Genomic DNA, 25,153 nt, shown 5'->3' with positions numbered 1-25,153 from the left:
TCCGGAGGCTGCTCTGCCCAGCGACCATGACCTACATCGCGAAGATGAGAGGCGCCCCAAACAGCGGTCCCGACCAGGTGTGCCGTGCGGATCGGCTCTTCCTCGACGAGCTTCCGACTTGTGCAGGTGCGCAAAGTGGTCCTTGTGCCGGTGCCGACACCGCAGTGAGGGTGATCAAATCCCGTGCCGCAAGGAGTCGGCCGGGCGCTGGACCACCTTGCAGGAGCAACAGATGCGCAGAGTCAAGGCACCACCCGCCCTCGCCATCCTGGCGGCGGCCGCCCTCCTCGGCACCACCGCGCAAGCCGCGAACGCCGCGCCGACGAGCACGCCGACGGACGCGGAGGCGTCGGTCCCGGCCACCGTGGCGCCCGCTACGGACACCCCTGCGCTCGTGGACGACCTGGCCGAGCCGGTCGACGCCACGATCGCAGCGGACAAGGCCGCCAAGGCCCACCTCACGGGCCACAAGGACCGCTACAAGATCGCCGACCCGGCCGGCACGCTCACCACGGCGGGCGTCGACACCCGGGGCGAGCGGGAGACGGTCCGGCTCAACCAGAAGTACAAGGGCCTGCCCGTGTTCGGCGGCCAGTACGTGGTGCGCATGGAGAAGAAGGCCGGCAAGCGCGCGGTGACCGGCACGTCGGGCAGCTACTTCACCGACCTCGACGTCGACACGACGCGCCCGACGATGCCCGCCGACGTCGCGATCGCCCGAGCGGTCGACGACGTACGCAAGAGCCTGCACCCCAGCGCCGCCGTCGTGGCCGGCGCGCCGCGGCCCGGCACGGCCCGCGCCGACCTCACCGGCACCGACCAGGGGCTCGTGGTCATGCCGACCGGCACCGGCGTGCTCGCGCGGCGCGTGCTCGTCAGGGGCAAGGACGTCGCCACGGGCCAGCCCGTGCTCCGCGACGTGTACGTGGGTGCGACGAACGGGGTGACGCTGCTCAGCGTCAGCCGGATCAAGTCCTTCGCCTCCGCGCAGCAGGCCGCCGCCCTGGCCGCCGCCGGGACCACCGTCGCGCCGCGGACCGTGCCGGCGCCGCCCACGTCGGGCAGCGGCACGACCCCGGTCGTCGGTGAGGGCAAGAGCCTGCACGGCGCCACCGTGCCCGTCCCCCTCGTCCGGACCGACGACGCGGACTCGTACCTCATGACCGACCAGACCCACACCCTCCCGGACGGCCGGACGGTGCCGATCACCACCTGGGACGCCCGGGGCCGGGACTACTACGACCTGCTCGACGGCCAACTGCCCGAGGGCGTCGGGCCGTTCGCGTCGCCGTCGAGCACGCTCGGCGCCGACCTCACCGACGCCGGCGCCGTGGACGCGGCCTGGGACGCCGCGAAGGTGTTCGAGTGGTACCAGACGAAGCTCGGGCGCAACAGCCTGGACGACAACGGCATGGCGATCAACTCGATCGTCGGCATCACCTACGGCGGCTCCCCGTGGGTCAACGCCTACTGGGACGGCACCCGGATGGTGTACGGCAGCGGCGACGACGAGTACCTGCCGCTGGCCGCCGACCCGGATGTCGTGGGCCACGAGATGACGCACGGCGTGGTGGAGAACTCCGCCAGCCTCGTCTACGCGGGCCAGCCGGGCGCGCTCAACGAGGCGATCGCCGACTACTTCGGCAACGCCATCGACCTCGACGCGGCCGGCACGCCGATGAACGACCCCGAGGCGAGCCTGATCGGCGGCGACCTCTGCCGCACCCTCGCGCCCACCAAGTGCGCCCTGCGCAATCTCGACGACGGCGCCACCACGGCGGACTTCCAGCACCTCATGGACACGCCGCAGATGGACGACGGTGGCGTGCACCTCAACTCGACGATCGTGTCCGGGGCGCTGTGGGACCTGCGTCAGGCGTTCGGCGGCCCGGTCGCCGACAAGATCGTCTACCGGGCGCTCACCGACTACCTCACGCCCATGTCCGACTTCGTGGACGCCCGCGAGGCCGTGCTCGCCTCCGCCAAGTCATCGGGGCTGAGGAACAAGGACCTCAAGGTGGTGCAGGCGGCGTTCGACTCGCGCGGGATCACCGCGAAGTGGAAGGCGAACCTCTACGGCAAGAAGACCGACCTCCTCGTCGACCGGCTCAACACCGGGATGTACGTCGACATGACGGCGAGCATTGCCGGCGGCTGGTTCGCCGTGCCGCGGGCGGACGCGAACCGTACCGAGCCGACGTCGATCTGGGTGGGCCGCACCGACGGCAAGGGCGCGCCGTACCGGATCTCCCCGAACGACGGTAACCCGCACAGCTTCCCGCACACCGACGGCAAGCGGGTCGTGTGGCTGTCGATCGAGGCGGACCAGAACTCGCCGACGTGGGAGACCGACCGCATCCTGTCGGCGCCCGTCGGCGGCGGCTACGTGGAGGAGCTGTACCGCTCCCCGTACCGGATCAATGGCCTGGGCTTTGACGGCACCGTCGTGACGTGGAGCCAGTACGACCCGGAGCAGGGCTACCGCGACGTCGTGCGCTACCTGCAGGGCCGCTCGCGGACCGTCCACACCCTCGCGCACCCCGACTGGGTCGGGAACGCGACGGCGCCGAGCGTCAAGAACGGAAAGATCTCCTACGTCCGGTACGAGGACTACGCGCAGCCCGACGCCGACGGCAACCGGTGGTCGCTGGGTGTCGAGGTGTACGACCTCGCGACGGGGAAGACGACCTTCGCCGGCGGTGACCCCGGCGCCGAGACGATGAGCTACCCCCAGGTGTCCGGCACCGGCGTCGCCTGGGTCATCAACCGCGACTACGGCAGGTTGATCGACGGCCAGTGGAACCAGGGGACGTTCAACGACTCCGTACGGCTCTTCGACTTCGCCACGCGCACGAGCCACCTGCTCTTCGAGGAGAACTCGCCGCAGGCGATCCGCGCCGACGTCCTCACGCTGTCCGACACGACGCTCACCGTCACCGAGGAGGCCCCGTACGACCTCTGGCTCTCCACCGGCGGCTACCCGGACAACGCACTCAACCCGAAGCTCAAGCAGTACACGTTCGACGGAGAGTACGTCGGCCCGGCGTCCTGCAGCCCGGGCGCGCAGATGTTCGCAACCGCTGGCACGGGGCGCGAGGTGATCTTCATGGACTCGTCGGCAGGTGGTTTCGGCCTGGCGTACGCGAAGGGAGCCAAGTCCTGCGCGTGATCCCCGGCCAGGGAGACGCCATGCACGACGGCGCGCCGGGACCTCCTTCTGAGAGGCCCCGGCGCGTCGTCGTGTTCGGGATATGTCCTCACCGACTCTTCAGCCACCCTCGCTCCGCCGCCAGCAGCGCGATTTGGAACCGAGTCCGGGCACCGAGCAGGGAACCCGCATCACTGACATGCTTCTGCACGGTACGGCGGCTCACCTTGAGCACCCGGGCGATCGCCTCGTCCTTCATCCCGGTCGCCATCATGTGCAGGATTTCCCGTGTTCGCAGGTCCGGCTCCACGCTCGTCAGGCTGCCCGCCGGGGCCGGCCCATCGTGTCGGCTCGCCAACGACACCGGGTCGGCGCGCTCCCACACGCTCTCGAAGAGCGCCACCAGCGCCACCACCAGCGCGGGCGAGTGCACCACCAATGAACCCGCCGCCGGACGGTCCCCGCGCACCGGCAGCAGAGCCGCCGCCCGGTCGAACACCACCAACTTCACCGGCAGCCGGGCCGCCAGCCGCAGCTCCCCGCCCTGCCCCGTCCCGCGCAGCGCCGTCTTGAGCGACACCGCATCGGTGAAGCCCTCCGTCTCGTACACCGACCGCATCCGCACCCCGGGTGCCACTGCCGACTCCCCGACGGACGCCTGCGAGGCCGTCACATACGGCGGCTTGGCCAGATGCAGCACCTCAACCGAACTCCCCTTCAGCAGCTGACCGTAGCGCGCCGGCACCTCATCCTCGCGCTCCAGCACCTCCACCAGGTGCGCAACGCGCGGCCCGGACACCGCCTCGTACACCTCGTGAAGCCGATCCACGAGGCCCTCGACGCGGGCCAGTTCGGCTCGCCGCCGGGCCAGCAGGGCGCTGAGCGACGACCTCGGGGGGCCGGCCACCCATCGCGGCGCCGTGCCGTCGATACGCAGCACCAGTGCGGAATCCGCGAGGTGCCGTAGTGCTCGTTCCGCCTCCGCCAGGGACACCCCGACCGCCGCCGCCACGTCGGTGACGTCCGCCGACCGCACGGCCACCAGGTGCTCCAACACCCGCCCGGCGAGTGGATCCAGACCGGCTACCGCCCACAGGCTGCCTACAGTTCCGTCCATACGTTCTGACACTCCTGTGGTCTGAGCCCCGCTCCGCTTTGGCGGACACCATCGGTGTGATGGTCGGGCCGCCAGGGTGCCTCGTAGTCGGCGGGAACGCGGCGGCCCAGGCTGCTCGGCCGGTGCAAGTTGTATCAGCCGTCTGGCAACTGAGGACGCCCGTACCCGCCAATGGCCGTCGCCGACGAGTTCGCAGAGCGTGGCCTGGGCCGGCACGTGGTCCTCGAGCGCGCTCCGCTCGGCGTCGGGCAGCAGCCCGGCGAGCTGGTCGCTCGCGGCATTCACCCGGCCTGGCAGGTGAGCCGGTTCACGACCTCGCCTGCTCGGCGAAACCGGGGACGGCACCCTCGGCCATCTTGAGTCGGGTCCAGACGTTCATGTTGATGACGATCCCGATGATCTCGAGGATCTCCTCCTGGGAGAAGTGCTCGGCGAGCGCGTCGTGCCGGGCACCGAAATCGTCGGCGACGGTCGCATCCGCGACGCGAGTGAGCGCCTCGGTGTAGGCGAGGGCAGCGCGGGCCGCGTCGTCGTGGAAGTCGGTCTCCCACCAGGCGGTCAGGGTATCGATCACCGGTCGGGCGATGCCGGCGTCGCGAGCCGCCTCGTAGTGGAGGTTGAGACAGTAGGTGCAGTTGTTGATCTGAGACACCCGCAGGCGCAGGAGCTGGGCAAGCCGGCGGTCGATACGCAGGTGAGCCTGATAGCCGAAGGTGTCGGCGCCGTGGCGGGCGAGCTTGGTCAGGTCCTCGTTGGCCGAGCTGTCGGCCCGCCGCTTGGTGATGCTCACATCGGTCATCTCGTCGCTCCTGTCGCGTCGGCGATCTCGCAGCGAAACTACCTGCCTCATCAGAACCATCCCGCTGATTGCGCGTGAGGGCCTCCTCGGGATGACCTTCTGATCCACCGCCCGACATCGGTGATCGACATTGACAGGTGTCGATAGCTTTCATGGTGGTCGATATATAGACCACCCCGGCCCAACCCGGGCCGGAGCCAACAGGGCCGCGTCCCTACGTCGTATCGAAGGAGAAGCGTTGAGCAGGAGAGCAATCCGTCGACCCCTCACGGTCGCCGCAGCGGCGTTCGCACTCGTCGCCACCGGCGCACTCGTCGCCCCGTCACCCGCCTCGGCTCACTGGAGTTGTGGACGAGCCGCTCCGCCGGACCTCGACACCACCGGCGGCCACCACACCGTCTTCACCGCGAACCTGCGCGTCGGCTCCAGCCTCCGCTGCCTGGACGTCGGCGACGTGTACATGTCCGAGTCACTCGACTACCACTGCTACGCCCTCGACATCAACGGGCTCGACACCTGGACCTACGTGGTGAGCGTGCAGACGAAGGCCCGGGGCTGGATCCGCGATGACGGGCTGAACGACAACGGCTCCCGGGTGTGGTGTCCCGGGCAGACCCAGGTCTAAGGCTGATGACGAGAGGTCTCGACTGACGTCGGGCCATCAGCGAATCGGCTGGCGGGGCCACTGGGCGCCGGCGATCACGTCGGCGTCCGGTGGCCTCTCAGGGTTTCCGGCAGGTGGAACGGGCACCGCTCGAGCGAACTCTTCGGCCACCACTCGGCGCGCCTTCTCAGTCGGTGCCTGGTCGAGGGTCAGCGCCCTCCTACCGACCTCCATCGAGCCGATATCCTGGCGGACGTGCGTGATCAGGGCCTGCGGGACACCGGAGTGGTGACGATCTGGCATGCCGATCAGGGGTGGGGAGTTGTTGCCCTCGATCACGTTGACCTGACCGTGTGGGTGCACTTCAGCCACATCGTCGCAGGGCCGACCGAGTTCCGGAGCCTGACACCGGGTCAGCAGGTGCGATGCCACTACGAAGTCCCGGGACAAGACGGTTACCCGGCCCGAGCGGTCGAAGTCACCAACCTCTGAGCCGCAGCCGGCACAACGTGTTCGCGACGTTCTCGGCAACTACCTGTCGATCATGGGAACGGCCCTCAGACTGGTGCCGAAGGCAAATGTCAATCTTCCGCACCAGCAGGCCGAGCTTCCACGGCCGTCACCACAGGTGGTGCCCGTCCCGGGGGCTAGACCGCGGCCAGAATCCGCGCCAGCTCCGTCGGCCGGGTCACCATCGGCCAGTGCCCGGCGTCGATGTCAACCAGGTCGACGTGCTTCGCCCGGGCCAGCTCGGGAACGTCGCCCCCGGCGATCCACTCCCGCGCCTGGGCCGGCGTGAACTCGGGGCACACCACCACGACAGGTATCTCGAACCGCCGCTCATCCCTAAGCCGTACGACGCCCCTGGCCACTCCCTCCGGAACCGGGATCGCGGCAGCCTCGAACGCCCGCCGCGCCGACTCGTCCAGATCGGCTGCGTCCGCGCCTTCGAACGGGCCCCAGCCCGGGAACGGCATGACGCCGTCGGTGATCTCGAAGAAGTCCGCGTACGGCTGCCCGTCGCCGGTTGGGAACCCGCCGATCAGCACCACCTTCGCGACCCGCTCGGGCCGCGCGTCGGCCGCCATCCAGGCCAGGGTGCCGGCCGCGGAGTGGCCCACCACCACCGACCGGCCGGGCCCCGCATCCACGGCGGCGAGCACCGCCGTCACCTGGTCCGCGAGCGTCGCCGACAGGTTCCCGTCACCCTGACCCGGCAGGGTGACCGACACCGCGTGGCGGCCGCTCTTCTCCAGCTCTGCCGCGACGCCGGTCCACGCCGACGCGCCGAGCCACAGGCCGCCCAGGAGCACGATCTGTTCTGCAGTCATCGGGTCAACGTAGAGGCAGTTCCGGACGGTCTGCTTCCGGTATTCTGGCCGTCGTGCCAGCCGGTCCGAGCCCTACCGCCCGGGCGCTGCGCGCGCTCGAGCTCCTGTATGAACGTCCCGGCGCGACTGCCGAACAACTCGCCTCGCTCCTGGGCGTGACGGAACGGGCTGCGCGGCGCTACGTCGGGATCCTTCGCGAGGCCGGCATTCCGGTCGAGTCGACGCGCGGGCCGTACGGGGGCTACCGGCTGGGCCGCGGCACCCGGCTGCCACCGGTCGTCTTCAGTCAGGAGCAGGCCCTCGGTCTGGTCATGGCCGTGCTCGACGGGCAGCCAAACGCCATCGACGCCGACGACGTGGTGGGCTCGGCGCTCGGCAAGGTCATCCGGGCGCTCCCGGAGAGCGTCGGACGGCAGGCGGCGGCGCTACGGACATACGCTGCGGCCACCCCCGACCGGCATTCAGCCCGCCCCGATCCCGCCACCACAAGCGCCCTGATCGCCGCCGTCGCCGACCGGCGCCGCGTCGTGCTCACCTACCGGAGTGAGAGTGCCGAGGAGTGGGACGCCGAGGTCGACCCGTGGGCGGTCGTGGTGCGGTATGGACGCTGGTACCTGCTGTGTCACTCGCACCGCGCGGACGCCGTACGCACGTACCGGGTCGACCGGGTCCGGGCCGTACGGCAGACCCCGGACGTCTTCACGCCGCCCGAAGACCTGGATCCGGTCGCCGCGCTCGAGGAGCACCTCGGCGCGGGCTGGAAGTACCCGACCCGGGTGGTGTTCCACGCGCCGTGGGAGCAGGTGGCGCCGTGGATCCGGCCGCCGATGGGCCGTCTCCAGCCCGACGGCGACCGATGCGTGCTGGTCGGCAGCACCGGAAACCCGGCGATGTACGCGCAGGAGTGGCTGGCCGCCGTCCCGTTCGACTTCTCGGTGGAAGAAGGCCCTGAACTCCGTGCCGCCGTGGCGGCGGTCGCGGCCCGTTTCGGCGCGGCAGTCTCGCCGTCGCCGTGACTCGGGCGCTGGTATCGAGCCTGGCGGTGATGACGATGTCCACCCAACGTCGGCCTCAGACGGTTGATGGAACCACTCTGGCTGACCGAGGATGCACGTCTCGATCGCCGGCCTGTGAGAAGGCTCGTCCCGGTGAGTCGAGCAGCACCGGCAGGCCCGTCCCCACACCGATCAGGGAGCGTGAGTGGGGAATCGGTCGGGGTGTCGGTCAGTCAGGTGCCGAGACGACCGGGGGCAGGTCGACGACCATCGCGGAGTAGGACAGCCCGGAGCCGAATCCGACGATCAACGCGGTGCCGGCCGGAGCCTCGCCACCGCCGTACAGGAGCGTGTCCATCGCCAGCGGGATCGAGGCCGCCGACGTGTTGCCCGCCGTCGCCACATCCCGGGCCACGACCACCGACTCGGGCAGCCCGAGTTCGGCCGCCAGCCGGTCGATGATGCGCAGGTTGGCCTGGTGTGGAATGAAGGCAGCCAGGTCAGCGACCTGGATTCCCGCCTCCGCGACCGCTTGGCCGGCGAGTTCGGCAACCTCCTCGATCGCCCAGCGGAAGACTTCCCGCCCGGCCATCCGCATGGTCGGCCAGTAGTCGGGCTTCTCCCGGGCGGCGAGCCAGGAGTCCTGATGGCCGATGAGGCCACTCTTCGCGCCGTCCGAACCCCAGACCGTCGGACCGATGCCGGGTCGCTCGGCCGGGCCGACCACCACCGCCCCGGCAGCATCGCCGAACAGGAACGCGGTGGACCGGTCCGTCGGGTCGATGATGTCGCTCATCCGCTCGGTACCGACCACCAGGACGTGACGCGCGGTGGCGGCGCGCACCAGGGAGTCCGCCACGGCGAGCGCGTGGCAGAACCCCGCGCAGGCGGCACCGACGTCCAGCGCCGCCGCCCGGGTCGCACCGACGCCATGGGCGACCTGCGGCCCGGCGGGCGGCGACTGATAGAGGTACGACATCGACGCGACCAGAACCGTGTCGACCTCCTCGGCCGGGACGCCGCCGCGGTCCAGGGCCTGACGTCCGGCGGCCACCCCCATTTCGATCACGGTCTCGTCGGGTCCGGCGAATCGCCGGCTGACGATGCCCGAGCGCCGCTGGATCCACTCGTCGCTCGACTGGATCGGTTCGCAGATCGCGGAGTTCGGTACGACCCTCGCCGGCCGGTAGGCGCCGACGCCGAGGATGCGGGCGCCGGCCGGGCCACGCGTGGACAGCTCAGCCGGCATGCGTTTCTCCGGGCAGGTTCGGCAGCCGCTTCAGTCCACCGGCGGGGTGACGCTGACGGCAGGCCCGCCGTCGGAGCTTGCCGCTGACGGCCCTGGAGATCACTTCCGGCCGGACGACACGACCTCGTGTGGTCCGGCCTCGTGGGTCCGGCCGAGCGCCGCCCGCACCCTGCCACGGCGCGGAGTCGGCGGCGAACCGCCAGACGTGCGCCGGCTTCACCTCGATGATCAGCGCCGGGCCCTTTCCATCCGGTGCGTGCACTGCGAACGCCGCGACATGACTGGGGCGCGCGACGGGCACCGCCCGCTCGGCCGTCGCCGCGACGTCGGCCGGGTGGTGGTTGCAACCGTTGATGATCACAAGTCCCTTCAGCCGGGAGGTCAGGCACAGCACACCATCGTGCGGAAAGCCTATATCGCCCCTAGGCAGCCAACCCCGCGAACTGGCTGGTGTTCCCGCCCGGGAAGAAGCGGCGGACCAGCCGCTGCCGGGCCAGCGGCGTGGTGATCATCGGTTCCAGAGCCCCACCGCCTTGCGTGGCGCCGTCAGGGCGAGGTTTGCCAGGTCGAGGGATGCGCATCTCGCGCAGCCGGTGGACCGGCTGCGTCACTGCTTGAGCCAACTGAAGCGTGCGCCACTTCTACAAGATCCCGTTGGCGGCGGAGGCCGTGATCGACTCCGGGCCGCTGCCGCTGCCGGACTGTACGGTCACGAGGTGGACCGCGCGCAGTTGATCGCTCTGCTGGACCACCAGGATGACGCGTACCAAGCATGTCGTGCCGCCTTGACGGGCGGGTCACCCTTCAAGATCTTCGACGGATCGCTGCCGGCGAGCCACTTCGCTGACATCTACCGTGTACGAGAAATCCACACACGAGAGAAGGGCATCCCGACTGTTGGCTTCGCGCAGGCCGTCGAGGCGCTGTACGCCTTAGGTGAGCAGCCGTTGCAGGTCGGAAACGTCGAGCTGGCGGAGCCTCCGTACTACTTCCAGCTCTTCTTCTCAGCCGAAACGTCTGCCGTAGTTGCGTGCATCGGCGTCGACCAGCAGCACCACTCCCGGCGGTAGGCGCATCGCCCACGCTGCCTTCTGGTCCGGAGCTCGAGAGAGTGGAGCCCTGCGGCAGCGGACGATCTCATCCGGATTGGGTTCGATGGTTAAGCACCGTCGAATGCACCAAGCGCCAGTCCAGGCGGCCGCCATGTCGCATTCTGCCGTCACAGTCCCGATTCCGTCTGCGGCTAGCTCTCGCTTCGGCAAACATCGAATCGGTCCAGTTCGGTCGAGGCGAGTCGGCGCACGCTTGGGTCGGTGTCGTTGGCATAGCGGCGGAGGATGCTCCGCGCCGTGTCGTTTGCGAGATATCGCACTACGACTGCGATCCGCTGACGGACCATCGGGGCTGGGTCGTCAGTCAGCTCGATCAGGATCTGCGCGAAGTGGGATCGCCTGGTGCCGCTGCTGGCGAGCCCGCTGATGGTGGCTGCGCGGACCGCGGCCTCGTCGTCTCGCGCGAGCGCTGTCAGCTGCAGCGTCACGCGCGGATCGGAGTCGGCAGCTTTCGCGAGTGCTTTGGCGGCCTGAACCCGCAGATCAGGATCTTCGTCGGCGGCCAGCGTCAGCAGCGTGTCGACCGCCGCCTCTCCACCGATCGAGCCGAGGGCCTCGATAGAGCGCTCGCGGACGTGCCGGTCGGGGTCTTGCAGAAGGCGCAGCAGAACCGGTGTCGCTGCGTCGCTGCCGATGCGGCCGAGTGCGTACGCCGCCATCGTTCGGACGCCGACGCTCTGGTCGTCGGCGAGCGCGGCAAGCGGCGCGACGGCCTCCGCGCGGCCGGTGGCGGCGCTGAGACTGCTCGCCGCTGCCACTCGCACCTGCTCGTCCACGTCACCCAGGGCCGTGACGAGAACCTCGAATGCTCGGTCATTGGTGGCCGGGTCAGGGAGGGAGCCGATCGCCATGGATCGGACCTTCGAGTCCGAGTCGGCCGATGCGGCGGTCAGCAGCTCAATATCCTGTGCTTCAGCCACAAACCCGAGCGCCCAGAGCCCCACGCGGCGAAGTTCGGGAGTGTCCCCCGTGACGCACTCGAGCACAGTGCGTCGGCCAGCTGCGCGATGAGCGTGCAGCAGCTCAATGATCTCGGCTCGCAGGCTGTCCTGGTCATCACCAAGATCACGGGCGGAGGCGTGCAGTAGCACCGGCAGTGCCGCCACGCCGTCGATGCCGGCCAATACTCCGGCGATCAGGTCGCGGCCGTAGAAGTTTTCCTCATCGAGGAACCGATTCAGTGCCTCGACCAGCTGGGGCACGACGGTGATGTCGCCGGATGTCGCCAATGCGCTGACGGTTGGGGCGATGTCGTCGTAGTCGTCCTCCAGCTCGACGGCGTGGCGGATCACGGCCTCTAACGCTCCCCGACTGTCGATCATGCGCGCACCATGCCACATCCCAGCCTCGAACGAGCCCACGGGTCAGATGACGTCGCCCGGTCTCTGCCACTGCCCGACCCGCACGCCTCCTCCCCCACCTCACGCCAACGGAGGCGCTGATGTCCATACACCCCCTGGTCGAACGAGCCACTCCACAGCCGGCCGGGCAGCAGTCCCGTCGAGCCGGCGAGGAGGGCCCCGTCGACCCTGCCCACCGCGGGCTCCCCGATCACACGGACCGGGGAGCACCCACGGTGGCTGCGGCCGTCAGCCCTGGCGACGGTTCCACGGGCCGGTCACCGCGTACGTGATGCCCGGGTTGTAGACGTTGAAGAACATGGTCCGGCCGTCGGCGGAGAACGACGCGCCGGCCAGCTCGCCGTACGCCGGGTCCTCGGCGGTGCCGACGTTGACCCGGTTACGGGCGAAGACGAACACCTCGCCGCCGGCGGTAGTACCGAGGATGTGCTGGTCCCCGACTCCGTCCTCGCACATCATCAGGCCCCCGTACGGGGACATGCAGATGTTGTCCGGGGCGTCGAACTCCGGGTTCTCCGGTGCCGGGGTGGGCCGGGTGAAGATGGTCTCCAGGCGCAGCGTCTTGGCTCGGGGGTTGTACCGCCAGACCTGGCCGTCGTGGTCGCGGGCCGAGCCCAGCTCACGCCGGGCGAACGACGAGACGAAGTAGGCGCAGCGGTCCTTCTCCCCCCACCAGGCGCCCTCGATCTTGTACCCGCCGGTGATCGGCTTGTCGTAGTCCTGAGCACGGACCGACTCCGTCGACGCGAGCGGGTCCGGCACGTCAAGCCACTCGATGCCGGAGAAGGACGCGCCCGCCTCGGTCACCACGGACAGGTCCGGCAGGTCCGGGACGTGCAGAGCCTGCAGCACGCCACCTGCCCGCAGGCTTCCGTGACCGCGCAGCGGCCGGTTCGGCAGGAAGCGGTAGAAGCTGCCGAGCGGCGCCACGAACGCGTCCTCGGTCTCGTAGACGATGCCGGTGCGCGGGTCGACCGCGACTGCCTCGTGCTGGAACCGGCCCATCGCGGTCAGCGGCGTCGGATGGGTGTTGCGCGCATCGCTGTACGGGTCGACCTCGAAGATGAAGCCGTGGTCCTTCGTGTATCCGTTCGTGCCCGCCTTGTCTTCGGTCTCCTCGCAGGTCAGCCAGGTGCGCCACGGGGTGGGGCCGCCGGAGCAGTTGATGGCTGTGCCGCCGAGGCTGACGTGCTCGGAGGCGGCGCGTCCTGATGCCTTGACGATGATCGTGCTGGTCCCGCCCCCGGCGGCCGGGTCGTACGTGCGTTGCGGCGGGGCAACGACCCTGATTCTCGCGGTCGGGGAGCACTCGTGGTTGCGGACCAGGCGGGTGCCGCGCGCCTTGTCGGCGAAGGCACCCATACCGTCGAACCGGCTCGGCACGATGCCGCCGTCCGGCCGGACGGTGCCTTCACGGGACAGCACCGAGTAGCGGAAGCCCACCGGCAGGTCGAGCATGCCGGCCGGGTCGGGTACGAGCGGGCCGTACCCGACCTCCGGGCCGGACACCCCCAGCGCGGGTGCCGCGGTGAACAGGGCGTCGACCGAACCGGCCACGGCCACGGTGAGGCCGGCGCCGGCCGAGCGGGACAGGAACTGGCGGCGAGACAAAGACACGGACGAACCTCCTAGACGTCACGGCCCGCTCCGGCCGGAGTGGACATCGACCCGAGCCGATCGATCCACTACGTCACATCCCGCCGCACCCGTCAAGATATCGACCGGATTTGATCGCCACGTCGATACGGCGTCCCACTCCCCCACCGCCAGAAAGGCGCTTCAGCCGCCCCGGCAGCCGTCACAGCGAAGCCGTAGTCCGGCTCGGCGAGCCGGGGCAGCACACGACGAACGCCGTCGGGATCCTGCGTGCCACCGAATGTGATCGCCTCGCTGGTGAGCATGGGCGGACTGCGACATGATCGGATGCGGTAGGCCCGCCCACTAACGTGGGTGCGGTGGCAGCAGAGGCGGCGGGAGCCTTTCGTCGGACAGCGATCGAGCGATCAGATCAGCGCGTCGCCTGGGAACGGGCGGACCAGGCCTTCTTCGCTGCCGGCGCGTGTCACATCCTCGCCTGGGTCTGTCGAGACTCGTACTCGGACCGATCGATCGAGGTGGCGGCGGTGCGCTTGGCCGGCGAACTGCAAGTCGTCCACGCCTACGCGGTCTGGGAGGGCTGGGCGTTCGACCATTCGGGCTGGAATCCGGAGCCGCAGTTGCTGGCTGTCAACGCAGCATTCGAGGGCCGGCCGCTGGAGCGCGTCAAGATCACTGTCGATCTCGCTGAATTCTGTGCGGAGCACTACCACCGCAGGCCAGACCAGTACTGGCGTGACCCGCTTCCACGTGCGCGTGATTATCTGAGCCGATACATCCCGCCGTGGGCGTAGGACCCGGCAGCGACGGACGACGTCCTGCCGCTCCGGAATTGGCTGGCCCCGTGATCCGCGACCGCTTCCCTCAACTCGGCCCGAGCGGACGGCCGGCTTTCTGGGTCTCGCGGGTGCGGCCCCTGACGCTCGCTCGGCGACGGATCCGGCTACCCGAGTCAGGCGGCTGCCGGGGGCTGCCAGTCCGCGTAGCGGGCCATCCCACGAAGGGCGGTGTGGGCGGGGGTGAGTCGTAGCAGGGTGTTGCGGGCCGCCACCGCGAGCGGGTTGCGCAGCTGCTGACCGTAGCGGCCGGTCCGGTAGGCCGCCCGGGCGATGGCCTGACTGCGTGGGCGGCGCTGCCCGTCGTACGCGGCCAGCGCGGCAGGCAGCCCCTCGTCGGCCCCACCGGCGCAGACCGCACCCAGCACCACGGCGTCCTCGATGGCCTGGCCGGCGCCCTGGCCCAGGTTCGGGGTCATGGCGTGGGCGGCGTCGCCGAGCAGCACCACCCGCCCCCGCACATACGACGGCAGTGCAGCGGCCAGGTGGAGGATGTCGTTGCGCAGCACCGCCTCCGGTGCAGTCGCGGCGAGCAGCGCCGGGATCGGGTCGTGCCAGGTACCGAAGAGCTTCCGGCAGGTCGCCAGCTCGTCGGCGGTGTGCCCGCCCGGCGGCGCGTTGACAGCGCCGAACCAGTAGACCCGGCCGTCGCCGAGCGGCACCATTCCGAACTCGGCCCCCCGGCCCCAGGTGATGGCCGACGGGACCGGCTCCGGCCACTCGATAGCCGCCCGCCACGCGGTCGACCCGGCGTACGCCGGTGGTGGCGCCTGCTGCCAGAGTCGGGCGCGTACGACGCTGTGCACGCCGTCGGCTCCGACCACCAGGTCCGCGCGGACGGCGTCCGGCGTGCCGTCGCGGCGGTACCGGACCTCGGCGTCGGCGGGACCGGTGACCACGTCGATCACCTCGGCGCCGACGTGCAGCGCGCTCGTGGGCAACGCCTCGCGCAGGAGCCGGTGCAGGGTGGCCCGGTGGATGCCCAGCGCCGTGGTGCCGAGCAACCGGGTCATCACCTCGCCGTCCACCCGGGACAGCCACCGCCCGGTCGACGTGCGGATCCCGCCGGGCGTCTCGCTGTGACCGCTGCGGCGTACGGCCGGGCCGAGGCCGAGCGCGTCGAGGCCGCGCATCGCGTTCGCCATCAGGGTCAGCCCGGCGCCGACCTCGCGCAGCTCCGGCGCGCGCTCCAGAACGGTGACCCGCCAGCCACGCCGGTGCAGAGCCAGTGCGGCGCTGAGCCCGCCGATTCCACCACCGACGACCACTGCGTGCGAGCCCGTCATCGCCACCGCCCCGTCATCGTGACGCCGGAAGTGCGACGCCGCGGAACAACTCGGCGACGGCCGGCGGGAGGCAGTCCTCGATCCGCACCGCGTACGGCGGGTCTCGCACCGGGCGCAGCAGGAATGTTGCCTCCTGGACCCAGGGACCACCACCCCAGCAGCCTGGTGAGCGGGGACATCGCCCGATGGTAGACGATCAGTGAGGTCGATCCGGTCGGCGTCGGCGTGCTTGTCCATGTCTACGAGCCCGGCTTCACGCAGTTCGCCGAACTTCGGAGTAGTCTGCGTCCGCCTGTTGGCAATGGTCCGCAGGAAGCCCCACGAACCCAGGGAGATTCCGATGCCGGAGCCTGAGCCCGTTCAAGACGCCCACGCCGAGGAGACCGATACGCCAATTACGGCCGAGAGCGAGACCGAGACCGAGACCGACGCTGCCGTTTACGCGAATCGGGCTGCCCGACGCGGGAAGGGCAAGGTCGCTTCGCCTCAACCGTATGGGAAGGGTCAGCGCCTCGGCGGCCGGGGCTCGGTTCAGAGCCCGCGCCAGTGGGGCAACCGCCGAAGCGGCTGATCCGAGACCGGTGCGGTCGGTACTCGTGGTAGCGCGTGACCTGTTCGACGGCAGTCGCCAGCGCGGGATTGTTATCCCGTAGAGGCACTCGTGCCGTACCGGGCGCCCCGTCTCTCCGCGTACGGGTTGGCCTCGGCCTTGCCGCGAGGTACACAGGATGTCGATGCTGTAGAAGCCGGAACGCGTGGCACTTCACGTCGCGATCACGGATCCCTCTACGCGAGGGCGACAGAGGGCAGCGCCCGGTCTGGGACATCGTCTCGCGGTGCCTTTCAGCGCCGGCCACGGCCGGCGGAGTCGAGAGTCATTCTCCGCGCTGCCTATGGCGCCCCTCACATTCAAGGGCGAGCTACCCTTCCATCGCCCGCTTGAGCGCCACGAAATGGGCCCCGGTCTACCGTCGTGACGCCATGAACCAAAGCCGGAGAGGCATCACCATGAGCAAACCCATCGATTACGACGCGCCGCGCCGACCCGCGGTCGAGGTTGAGGACGACAGCCTGGAGGAGCTCAAGGCGCGCAGCTCGGCCCCGCAGTCGGCGACAGTCGACGTCGACGAGGCCGACGCCGCCGAGAACTTCGAGCTGCCCGGCGCGGACCTGTCGGGCGAGGAACTGACCGTGGCGGTCGTGCCGATGCAGTCGGACGAGTTTCGATGCACTCGCTGCTTCCTGGTGCACCATCGCAGTCAGCTCGCCGCGCGGCCCGACGGCCGGGAGGTCTGCCAGGAGTGCTCCTGACGTCCCTTGTCAGGCCACCACTTCCCGCTACCCCGGTCGACCACCCAGCCGTGCGCCGGCAAGGATCTCCGCGCACGCCCGACCCGGACAACGGCGCAGGTTGTGAACGAGAGTGTGGAGACCCGACCGGGCCGGTACAGGAGGCATCCGCGCAGCGCCACGTATCCCATTTGTGAGCGGATGTCCGGCGAGCGCATTCGCGGGCCGATCTGCGTCGCGTCGTGATGCCTAACGAGTTGTCGGCTGCCGGTCGGCTTCATCCTCGACACGGAACGGAGTGCGCAGGCGGGTCATCGCAGCCGAACTCACGTCGACGGCCGGTGTCTGGTCGAAAGTCGCATTCGCTTCCGGTGCTTCGCGGAACAAATTAGAGTCATCAGCGGTTTCATGATTCAAGAGCTGCTCCAAGTTTGCGCGCCGACGCGCGTCCCACCCGCTCGCACAGGCGAGCCGGGTATCGAAAATGAGCGGGGCGGAAGCCGGCCGCTCGCCGGGGGCATTGGATCCGTTTCGCTTCGCCCCTTCGAACCCTAACCCGGAAGAGCCGTCGTGTGCGGCCCGGCCGGGGTACGGGTAGATTGATCAACGAGTCCGCCGGTCTGCGACCGCGGCCTGCACCTGATGTCGACCACCACGCGCCGCGACCAACCGGTCAGCGCCGTGCAGGGCGACCCCTTCCACGTTCGGAGACTCCCATGGCGGCACGCCGCCCCAGCAAGACACCCCTTGTCACACCCACCTCCTTCGCCGACCTCGGCGTGCCCGGCCGGTTGGTCGCCGCGCTCGAGCAGGTGGGCATCAGCACGCCGTTCCCGATCCAGGCCGCGACGCTGCCGGATTCACTCGCCGGACGCGACGTGCTGGGTCGTGGCCGAACGGGATCGGGCAAGACGTACGCCTTCGCCATCCCGGTCCTCGCCCGGCTCTCGTCCGCCACGTCCCCGCGGCTGCCCGGCCGCCCGCGCTCGCTCATCCTGGCGCCGACTCGAGAGCTGGCGACCCAGATCGAAGCGACGATCGCTCCGCTGGCCGCCACGCTGTCGCTGCGTACCCTGACGATCTTCGGTGGGGTGAGCGCGCGGCCGCAGGTCAGCGCACTGCGCGCCGGGGTCGACATCCTCATCGCCTGTCCCGGACGGCTCGCCGACCACGTTTCGAACGGCGACGCGATCCTCGACGCCGTCGAGGTCACCGTGCTCGACGAGGCGGACCACATGGCCGACCTGGGCTTCCTGCCGGTCGTACGGCGATTGCTCGACAAGACACCGCCCCGCTCCCAGCGACTGCTCTTCTCGGCGACGCTCGACGCGGGCGTCGACGTCCTCGTCCGGCGGTACCTCTCCAACCCCGTCACCCACAGCGTCGACTCGGCGAAGTCCCCGGTCTCCGCGATGACCCACCACGTGCTCCAGGTGCGTCACGATGACCGGCTCCCCGTCCTGATCGACCTGACAGCCGCCCCGGGACGAACGCTCGTATTCACCCGCACCAAGCGAGGCGCCAAGAAGCTGACCAGTCAACTGGTCGCTTCGGGCGTACCCGCCGTGGAGCTGCACGGCAACCTGGCGCAGAACGCTCGTACCCGCAATCTGGCGGCGTTCTCCGCCGGCGACGCCCGCGCGCTTGTCGCGACCGACATCGCGGCGCGCGGTATCCACGTCGACGATGTCACTCTCGTGATCCACGCCGACCCGCCGGCAGAGCACAAGGCATACCTGCACCGCTCGGGGCGGACCGCGCGCGCCGGAGCGAGCGGCACCGTCGTCACCCTGATGACCGACGACCAGGTCAGCGACGTGCGCGCCCTCACCCGCCAGGCCGGCATCAACCCGACGATCACCCGGCTTCGGCCCGGCGACTCGCTGCTCACCGAACTCGCCCCGGGCGAGCGCCGCTTCGTGACGCCTCCCGCAGCGACGGCGGCGCCACAGCACGAACGAGGCCACAGCGGCGGCAGGCGGCGCGCGAATCCGCGCACCGCGACGAGCGGATCGACCGCCGGCACAACGCGCGGCAGAGGCGGGGAGAGTCGCCGGGCGAGTGCCGGGCAGACGACGTCCGCGCCACGGGGCGCGGCGGCGTTCTCTGCCGGCTCGCGGGTTGGTAGCCGGCGGGGTCAGCGCTAACAGCGAAGACACCACGCGCCCGTGCTAACGTCAGCGGGTTGCAATCTTCGGTTTGTCGCATACTTTGCCAGCGCCTGGTGGGTATTCAACCCGCCAGGCGCTTTTTGTTCTGCCGGTTCTTTCGGACCAGCAGCGGTGGCAACCGAGGAAAATACGTGGCTCCAACCGTTACTCAAGGAGAAGACATGGCACTCGGCACAGTCAAGTGGTTCAACGCGGACAAGGGATTCGGCTTCATCGCGCAGGATGGTGGCGGCGCTGACGTCTTCGCCCACTACTCGGCCATCTCATCGAGCGGGTTCCGCAGCCTGGAAGAGAACCAGCGGGTCGAGTTCGACGTCGAGCAGGGCCAGAAGGGCCTTCAGGCCGCGAACATCCGCCTGGTCTGACGTTGACTCCGCCGAGCCGTGGCGACGAGGCCTCAACCGTCGCCACGGCGGTGGCTGAGACCACGGACCAACGATCGCCGCTCCGTTCCGACATCCCGGCCCTTCCCGGCCTCGAACCCCTGCTGGTGCAAGCGCTCTCCGCCCCCGAACCCGCGGCCGGTACCGGCAGCATCGACCGGCTGTGGCTGGCCCAAGTGCCGCTGGTGCCGGAGGTGCGAATGGTCACGGCCCAGGACGCAATCGTCCTCTGGGCACGACTCGAAGCCGAGGCGGGGCACGTCCTCCCGCCGCCGTACTGGGCGTCAGCTTGGAGCGGCGGGCAGGGGCTCGCGCGTTACATCCTCGATCACCCGGACACCGTGGCCGGTTGCCGCGTCCTCGACGTCGCATCCGGCTCCGGACTCGTCGCGATCGCCGCGGCGATCGCCGGCGCCGCCAAGGTCACCGCCAACGACATCGACCCCTACGCGATCGCGGCAATCAACACCAACGCCCACGCCAACGACGTCGAGTTGATTCTGTCGTCGAATGACCTGCTCGACGGCGACGCCGACGGCGTGGATGTGGTGTTGGCCGGTGATGCGCTCTATCACCCGGCTGTGGCGGCCCGGATGCTGCCGTTCCTCGCCCGCGTCTCCGCGAGCGGCACTCGGGTCCTGGTCGGCGATCCGGACCGGGGCCACCTGGCCCATGACTGGCTGGAACGGCTGGCGACCTACGAGGTGCCGACGAGCGGTGCTCCGGAAGACGCACAGCTTCACCGGACGAGCGTGCTCACACCACGACGCGACAAGGTGGACGACCGGTGCCTACCGGCCCGCACTGTCGATGCCGTCCGTCCCGGCTGTTGCCGCGCTGCGCTCCAGACAAGCGGGCGGGCCCGCAGTGGTGTCCGCGGCCCCGCCCGGTCCTGATGCCGCCGGTAGCGGTCAGCGTTGCTTGAAGAGCTGGCCGCGTACGGCGCCGTCGGGGAATTCGGCGGTGTGCAGGTTGGCGTAGTAGTCCGACGGGTGCTCGGCGATCTCCTCGACGAGCGCGGAGTCGAGGCCGGTGGCGGTACCGGAGATGGCCACGATCGTCGAGGGGACGGCGGTGGCGAACAGCGGGACAGCCACCGGACCGTTGGCGCCGAATCGTCCCTTGTGAAGGTGGCCGAGGGTCGGCTTGATGCCCGTCCAGGCGAACGAGTAGTCGATCCGGGTGTTGCGGGCCTTGACGAAGGCGACCGCCCGTCCGGTCGGGTCACCGCCGGCGGGCCCGTCGGGCACCGCAACCTCCTGGTCGCCGGAGAGGAACGCCTGCTCCACTGCGCCGTTCTTCAGCAGACCGAGCAGGTCGGCGGGCCGATTGAGTTCGCTCAGTTGGCCGCGTACCGCGCCGGCGGGGAATTCCTCGGTGTGCAGGTTGAGGTAGAAGTGCTCCGGGTCGGCGCGGATCGCGTCGGCGGTGGCCGGATCGTCGACGGTCACGACGCCGGAGGCCGCCGTCGCCGTGGCGGGCATCGGGGTGGCGAACAGTGACACTTTGACCGGGCCGTTGACCTTGTCGTCGCCCTCGTGGATGTGACCCACCGTCGGGGCGCTGATCTTCTCCCAGGAGAGGGCGAATGTGATCCGGTCGCCCTGCACCCGGACGAGGCCGGTGGCGCGGCCGTCGCGGTCACCGAGGATCCGCCCCGCTACCGCCGGCTGGCCCGGCGCCTGCACCAGGTTGAGGCCGTTCATGTCCGCCCCGAAGTAGAGCGGCTTGAGCTCGGCTCGCTGAAGGGCGGCTGACCTGTCCGCCGTGGCATCCGGCGCACCGTGCCCCATGTCGGCCATGTCGTGGTCCATCGGCGGCGTCGTGGTGCTCGCGTGCGGGCCGGCCGATGGCGTGGCCGCCGTCGCCTGACTTCCCGCAGCCGCGGCGAGAGACAGACCGAGCGCCAGGCTCGACACGACGAGAAGCGGAGCTCGCATGGGGCGTGTCCTTTCGAGGAGTACGTGCCGTGCGGGGTCTGCGTGGCACGACGCATCGCGGACACGAGCCGACGAGGTGTTCGGTTCATTTCAGCTTTTGCGTGACGGAGGTGAACCGCGAGACGCGTTCACTCGTGTAGACGGCGACTCCATACGTCGACGGCTCGAAGGAGACTCCCGTGCGTACTCCGATGATCATCTTCGGAGTGGCTCTGATCGCCACCACCGCCGCGTGCGGCAGCACGTCCGGACCCGCCGACCAGGGCGCGCCCGTCACCGTGGGAGGCGGGAGCGTCGGGGATCAGAGCGCGGTACGCGTCCAGGTGGAGGAGTCGAGCCTGGGGCCCATCCTCACCGACCAGGACGGCCGAACCCTGTACGCGTTCCTCAACGACAAGGGCGGCGCGAGCAGCTGCACCGACGAGTGCATCGCCACCTGGCCGGCACTGATCAGCCGTGTGCCCGCTACGACCGGAACGGGCGCCAGCCCGGAGCTGCTCTCACAGACCAGCCGGGCGGAGGGGACCAGCCAGGCCACGTACGGCGAATGGCCGCTCTACTACTACGTCGGCGACGTCGGCCCGGGGGATGTCGACGGGCAGGGTGTCGAGAACGTGTGGTTCGTCGTCGACGCCGACGGGAAGCTCGTCAAGACGATGCCCTAGCCGCACTCCGCGTTCGCCGCAACCTCGGCAGCCGAGTGGACGCGAGGATGGTGATCGACCGAACGTCGGTCACCAATCGTCGGCGACGGGCACCGTGTCATCCCGAGAACGATTGACGGCGCCCGTCACCACCGGCCACGTAGCCCCGCGACCGGCGTTCCCGCAAAATGGCAGGAACGCCCGGTTCAGGAGCCGGTGACGGCCGCGGAGATGACGGAGAAGAGAGCCCCGGCGAGCAGGATCAGCCCGGTGGGCGCGCCGACGACGGCACTGACCGTGAGCTTGCGAGCACGGGCGATCGGGATCGCGACGAGCGAGGCGACGGTGATGAGCGCGGCGACCACGTGGATCATCGGGTAGCCGATCAGGGCGGCGACCGGGAAGAGGTGCACGCCCACGACGAAGGCGATCCACACCGAGATCAGGTCGCTCCGACGGCGGACGGCGAGCAGGACGGATCCGAGGGCGGCGGCGCCGAACTCGATGGCGACCACGATGCCGAACGCGCGGCTGGTGTCCTCGTCGAAGGCGGTGCCGTCGTTCCAGTGCCGCCAGGTCAGCAGGCCACCGGCGATCGCCGTGAGAATGCTGGTTATCGAGCCGGCCGCCAGGAACCCCCGCCATCTGCGGGGCGGCGCCTCTTGCGCCCACCCGAACCAGCTCGAAGCGAAGAAACCGAAGATCACGGCAGTTGCCGCGAGGTCACGCACGTGCTCGGCGATCACGCCACCCCCGTTTGTCCGTTGAGGACGATCCCCGGCACCTTAGTACTCCAGCGACACATCACGATCTTAGGGGGCGCCTGGTGACGCTCGGTGAATGCGTCACCGGTGACCGGGGTGATGCTCGCCCCGCTGGCGCGGTGCCGTGCAGGTGGGCGATGCCGAAGGCGGGGTGTCGGTCACGTCCTCGTCGCCGAGTTCGGCGCCCCGGCTGCTGCGGGGCGCGTCGTAGCCGGCATTTAGGCTGACGCCGTGAGCATGAACGGCAACTGGCTGCGCGTTTCCCCCGACGAGCTGGAACGCGCCAGGACCGACCTCGACTGGGCCCACGGAATCGCCACGGCGGCGCAGGATGACAACTCCGAACGCTGGACCGCCACCGACAAGGCCTGGAACGGCCTCGACTTCCTGCTCGACCGGCTCGGCTTCGACGTTCCGCTGGTCCTCGGCGCGGAGAGCTTCGTGGAGTTGCCGGACGTCGAACCCGACAGCGAGGAGATGTTCGACTTCCTGGAGAACCTCGAGGACGACTGGGGCTACGGCCCGCCCTCCTACCTCACGCCGGGCCAGGTAGCGGCCGCGGCCGCGCAGTTGGCCGGGCTCACCGAGGACGACCTCATCCGCGGCGTCGATCCGCAGGAGCTGAACCGCGCCGAGGTCTACCCCGGTGGGTGGGAACGACCCGGCGAGCTGGAACGGGTGGCCCACTACCTGCCCGACGTCCGAAGCTTCTTCGGCGCAGCCGCCAAGGACGGCGACGCGGTGATCTGCTGGCTCGACTGAACCGCCGATTCACCGTCCCGATGCCGCCCTCTGGTCCAGCACCACGACCCCAGGTCGGACAAAAATCCCCGACCACGCGGCGGCAACACGGCTAACCTCTCCGCCGTGACGGGACACGACATACGACTGGAGCAGGAACACGACCACGCGGCGGTGCGAGAGGTGCACACCCGCGCGTTCGGCGACCCGGACCGGGTGCCGGACCTGGTCGACGACCTCCGGACCGCCCGCGCATCGTTGCCGCCGCTGTCACTGGTGGCCACCGTCGACGACGCCGAGGGCGAACGGGTCGTCGGGCACGTGATGCTCAGCGGTTGCCGCCTGGACGCCCTGGAGCGGCTGGTGGCCGTGTACACGCTGTCGCCGCTGGGCGTCCTGCCGGAGTTCCAGCGCACCGGCATCGGCACCGCGTTGATCAGCGAAGCCTTGTCCGCCGCCGACGCCCAGGGCGTACCGCTGGTGTTCCTGGAGGGGGCGCCCGGCTACTACAGCAAGCGGGGTTTCGACAACGCCGACCGGCTGGGCTTCCGGCCGCCGACGCTGCGGTACCCGCCGGGCGCGTACCAGGTCGCCCGGCTGTCGGCGTACGAGGACTGGATGCTCGGCACCCTTGTCTACTCCGACGTCTTCTGGGAGCACGACTGCGTCGGCCTGCGCGGCGAACGGCTCCAGCGAGTCGGAGGCCGCTGACCCGTCGGGGCCGCGGTGCGCGACGCAGCGGCCCCGCGCTGGCGAGCAGAGAGCGTCACTCGTATCCCATGGCCGGGATGACCTCGCCGAGTGCTTCTTCGACGAACGCGCGGGTCTCCTCGCCGAACTGGTCGTTGCGGTTCGTCAGCTTGTGCGCCTCGAACGCCGAGCGAGTAGCGAAGTCGTCGACGCCGAGCCGTTCGAACAGGGCACGGCGCTGCCCGGGCCAGTCGGCCGCGAGGTCCTCGGCTTTCACCTCGATGTAACGCCCGCCCGTCAGGTCGGCGGTGTTCTTCCAGGTGAGCCACCGGTGGTAGATCGGTACGAGGTAGGCGAGCGCCCCGTCGACGGTGGGCGGCGCCCAGGGCTGGGCCAGGTGGGAGGCGAGCACTGAGACCGGGTGACGCTTGATGTGCACGATGGTCGCCTCGGGGACCAACTCCCAGAGGAAGTCCATGCACAGCAGGTTGAACGGTGTCTTCTCACACCAGGTCGACTTGCCCGCGTCGGCGGCTGCCCCGCCGAACAGGGTGTCGATCAGGCCCCGCAGAATCCCGAGCAGTTCGCCCCGGTCGCCGAAGTACCTCGGGACCACCCGTCGGCGGCTCGGCGGCGCGAACGGCCCGGCAGGTCGGTCGGCGTTCCCGAAACCTTCCGGGGGCGCGGGTTCGTCGAAGCTGTACGCGATCAGCTGCGGCCAGAGCCCCTGCACCGCGTCCCGGTAGCGCCGCTCCCCGACCAGCTCGGGAACGGTCTTGCCGCGATCGTCGCGCCGGCCCGGCACTCGGACGGTGAGGAAGTCGCTCAGCCGGTGCAAGGCGTCCTCACCGACGGTGGGGTCGTACCGATTGGTGAGCGCGTCGGCCAGGTCCCGCAGGCCACCGGGGTCGACGAGGAACCGGGTCTCCATCGGAATCCGATGGATCAGCGGGTGCTCACCGATGATGTCCGCGATCCGCGACGTTCCCGAACGACCCGTACCCGCGACGAAGATCGGTGAGGGCGAAGGCATGGCGAGCAGTCAAGCCCTGGGACCGACGCCTGCGCAAGCCGTTTAGCCCGTTCCGGCAAGTGC

23 protein-coding genes and 1 pseudogene are annotated in these 25,153 nt (G+C 69.9%); 12 read left to right on the top strand and 12 right to left on the bottom strand.

The features are described from left to right. Positions 1-232 precede the first annotated feature (232 nt). On the top strand, positions 233-3,169 hold the full coding sequence (locus D7147_RS22875) for a M4 family metallopeptidase (protein ID WP_120680979.1): 2,937 nt from the start codon (positions 233-235) through the stop codon (positions 3,167-3,169). Positions 3,170-3,257: 88 nt separating this feature from the next. Here the strand turns inward: D7147_RS22875 and D7147_RS22870 are convergent, their stop codons facing one another. Both D7147_RS22870 and D7147_RS22865 read right to left on the bottom strand, forming a co-directional pair. After that, entirely contained in the window at positions 3,258-4,265 is a 1,008-nt protein-coding gene (locus D7147_RS22870) for a helix-turn-helix transcriptional regulator (protein WP_120680977.1), read from the bottom strand. Positions 4,266-4,572: 307 nt separating this feature from the next. Next, a complete protein-coding gene (locus D7147_RS22865; RefSeq protein WP_120680975.1) occupies positions 4,573-5,064 on the bottom strand; it encodes a carboxymuconolactone decarboxylase family protein in 492 nt (163 codons plus the stop codon). Positions 5,065-5,302: 238 nt separating this feature from the next. Here D7147_RS22865 and D7147_RS22860 point away from each other — a divergent pair, with 238 nt between their 5' ends. Then, positions 5,303-5,689: a hypothetical protein gene (locus D7147_RS22860; RefSeq protein WP_233563335.1), complete on the top strand. Its 387-nt coding sequence runs from the start codon at positions 5,303-5,305 to the stop codon at positions 5,687-5,689. 36 nt (positions 5,690-5,725) lie between these two features. Here the strand turns inward: D7147_RS22860 and D7147_RS32740 are convergent, their stop codons facing one another. Both D7147_RS32740 and D7147_RS22850 read right to left on the bottom strand, forming a co-directional pair. Further along, complete coding sequence (locus tag D7147_RS32740; RefSeq protein WP_199734249.1) at positions 5,726-6,007, bottom strand: hypothetical protein; 282 nt, start codon at positions 6,005-6,007, stop codon at positions 5,726-5,728. A 308-nt stretch (positions 6,008-6,315) separates the two neighbouring features. After that, entirely contained in the window at positions 6,316-6,999 is a 684-nt protein-coding gene (locus tag D7147_RS22850) for an alpha/beta fold hydrolase (protein WP_120680973.1), read from the bottom strand. Positions 7,000-7,052: 53 nt separating this feature from the next. On the opposite strand from D7147_RS22850, the gene D7147_RS22845 reads away from it, so the two are divergent. Then, positions 7,053-8,015: a helix-turn-helix transcriptional regulator gene (locus D7147_RS22845; RefSeq protein WP_120680971.1), complete on the top strand. Its 963-nt coding sequence runs from the start codon at positions 7,053-7,055 to the stop codon at positions 8,013-8,015. Positions 8,016-8,223: 208 nt separating this feature from the next. On the opposite strand, the gene D7147_RS22840 is transcribed toward D7147_RS22845, so the two are convergent. Next, on the bottom strand, positions 8,224-9,243 hold the full coding sequence (locus D7147_RS22840; RefSeq protein WP_120680969.1) for a beta-ketoacyl-ACP synthase III: 1,020 nt from the start codon (positions 9,241-9,243) through the stop codon (positions 8,224-8,226). Beyond that, positions 9,233-9,637 (bottom strand): hypothetical protein, encoded by a 405-nt coding sequence (locus D7147_RS22835; protein WP_120680967.1) that lies wholly within the window; start codon positions 9,635-9,637, stop codon positions 9,233-9,235. The genes D7147_RS22840 and D7147_RS22835 overlap by 11 nt, the downstream gene beginning before the upstream one ends. A 322-nt stretch (positions 9,638-9,959) precedes the next feature. On the opposite strand from D7147_RS22835, the gene D7147_RS22830 reads away from it, so the two are divergent. Continuing rightward, positions 9,960-10,313 carry a hypothetical protein gene (locus D7147_RS22830; RefSeq protein WP_120680965.1) on the top strand — a complete coding sequence of 118 codons (354 nt, stop codon included), beginning with the start codon at positions 9,960-9,962 and terminating at the stop codon, positions 10,311-10,313. Between the two features lie 173 nt (positions 10,314-10,486). Here the strand turns inward: D7147_RS22830 and D7147_RS22825 are convergent, their stop codons facing one another. Then, entirely contained in the window at positions 10,487-11,677 is a 1,191-nt protein-coding gene (locus D7147_RS22825; RefSeq protein WP_158609377.1) for a HEAT repeat domain-containing protein, read from the bottom strand. Positions 11,678-11,944: 267 nt separating this feature from the next. After that, positions 11,945-13,333, bottom strand: coding sequence for an alkaline phosphatase PhoX (locus D7147_RS22820; RefSeq protein ID WP_199716828.1), 1,389 nt, complete (start codon positions 13,331-13,333; stop codon positions 11,945-11,947). 338 nt (positions 13,334-13,671) lie between these two features. Here D7147_RS22820 and D7147_RS22815 point away from each other — a divergent pair, with 338 nt between their 5' ends. Next, a complete protein-coding gene (locus tag D7147_RS22815) occupies positions 13,672-14,106 on the top strand; it encodes a hypothetical protein (protein ID WP_120681145.1) in 435 nt (144 codons plus the stop codon). Positions 14,107-14,264: 158 nt separating this feature from the next. Here D7147_RS22815 and D7147_RS22810 read toward each other — a convergent pair whose 3' ends face one another. Further along, complete coding sequence (locus tag D7147_RS22810; RefSeq protein ID WP_120681143.1) at positions 14,265-15,434, bottom strand: FAD-dependent oxidoreductase; 1,170 nt, start codon at positions 15,432-15,434, stop codon at positions 14,265-14,267. Positions 15,435-16,442: 1,008 nt separating this feature from the next. Between D7147_RS22810 and D7147_RS22805 the strand changes: the two genes are divergently transcribed. The 4 genes and pseudogenes from D7147_RS22805 to D7147_RS33560 form a co-directional block, all read left to right on the top strand. After that, on the top strand, positions 16,443-16,745 hold the full coding sequence (locus tag D7147_RS22805; RefSeq protein ID WP_120680961.1) for a DUF4193 domain-containing protein: 303 nt from the start codon (positions 16,443-16,445) through the stop codon (positions 16,743-16,745). Between the two features lie 695 nt (positions 16,746-17,440). Next, a complete protein-coding gene (locus D7147_RS22800) occupies positions 17,441-18,871 on the top strand; it encodes a DEAD/DEAH box helicase (protein WP_120680959.1) in 1,431 nt (476 codons plus the stop codon). A gap of 185 nt (positions 18,872-19,056) precedes the next feature. Further along, positions 19,057-19,260, top strand: coding sequence for a cold-shock protein (locus D7147_RS22795; RefSeq protein ID WP_120680957.1), 204 nt, complete (start codon positions 19,057-19,059; stop codon positions 19,258-19,260). A 218-nt stretch (positions 19,261-19,478) separates the two neighbouring features. Continuing rightward, positions 19,479-20,042: pseudogene (locus D7147_RS33560) on the top strand (class I SAM-dependent methyltransferase); the annotation flags it as partial. A gap of 147 nt (positions 20,043-20,189) precedes the next feature. Here D7147_RS33560 and D7147_RS22785 read toward each other — a convergent pair. Next, positions 20,190-21,218 carry a CHRD domain-containing protein gene (locus D7147_RS22785; RefSeq protein ID WP_120680955.1) on the bottom strand — a complete coding sequence of 343 codons (1,029 nt, stop codon included), beginning with the start codon at positions 21,216-21,218 and terminating at the stop codon, positions 20,190-20,192. A gap of 179 nt (positions 21,219-21,397) precedes the next feature. Here D7147_RS22785 and D7147_RS22780 point away from each other — a divergent pair, with 179 nt between their 5' ends. Next, on the top strand, positions 21,398-21,883 hold the full coding sequence (locus D7147_RS22780; RefSeq protein WP_147434745.1) for a COG4315 family predicted lipoprotein: 486 nt from the start codon (positions 21,398-21,400) through the stop codon (positions 21,881-21,883). 185 nt (positions 21,884-22,068) lie between these two features. On the opposite strand, the gene D7147_RS22775 is transcribed toward D7147_RS22780, so the two are convergent. After that, complete coding sequence (locus D7147_RS22775) at positions 22,069-22,608, bottom strand: hypothetical protein (protein WP_120680951.1); 540 nt, start codon at positions 22,606-22,608, stop codon at positions 22,069-22,071. 255 nt (positions 22,609-22,863) lie between these two features. On the opposite strand from D7147_RS22775, the gene D7147_RS22770 reads away from it, so the two are divergent. Both D7147_RS22770 and D7147_RS22765 read left to right on the top strand, forming a co-directional pair. Then, on the top strand, positions 22,864-23,388 hold the full coding sequence (locus D7147_RS22770) for a DUF1877 family protein (protein ID WP_120680949.1): 525 nt from the start codon (positions 22,864-22,866) through the stop codon (positions 23,386-23,388). Between the two features lie 105 nt (positions 23,389-23,493). Further along, positions 23,494-24,078, top strand: a complete 585-nt coding sequence (locus D7147_RS22765; protein ID WP_233563332.1) for a GNAT family N-acetyltransferase — start codon at positions 23,494-23,496, stop codon at positions 24,076-24,078. 55 nt (positions 24,079-24,133) lie between these two features. Here D7147_RS22765 and D7147_RS22760 read toward each other — a convergent pair whose 3' ends face one another. Further along, entirely contained in the window at positions 24,134-25,090 is a 957-nt protein-coding gene (locus D7147_RS22760) for a sulfotransferase family protein (protein WP_233563330.1), read from the bottom strand. Between the last annotated feature and the right edge of the window lie 63 nt (positions 25,091-25,153).

The sequence above is a fragment of the Micromonospora musae genome (assembly GCF_003626545.1).
Taxonomy (GTDB): Bacteria; Actinomycetota; Actinomycetes; order Mycobacteriales; family Micromonosporaceae; genus Micromonospora; species Micromonospora musae.
Note: the sequence above shows the minus strand (reverse complement) of the source record. Positions and strands in the feature narration are given on the sequence as shown.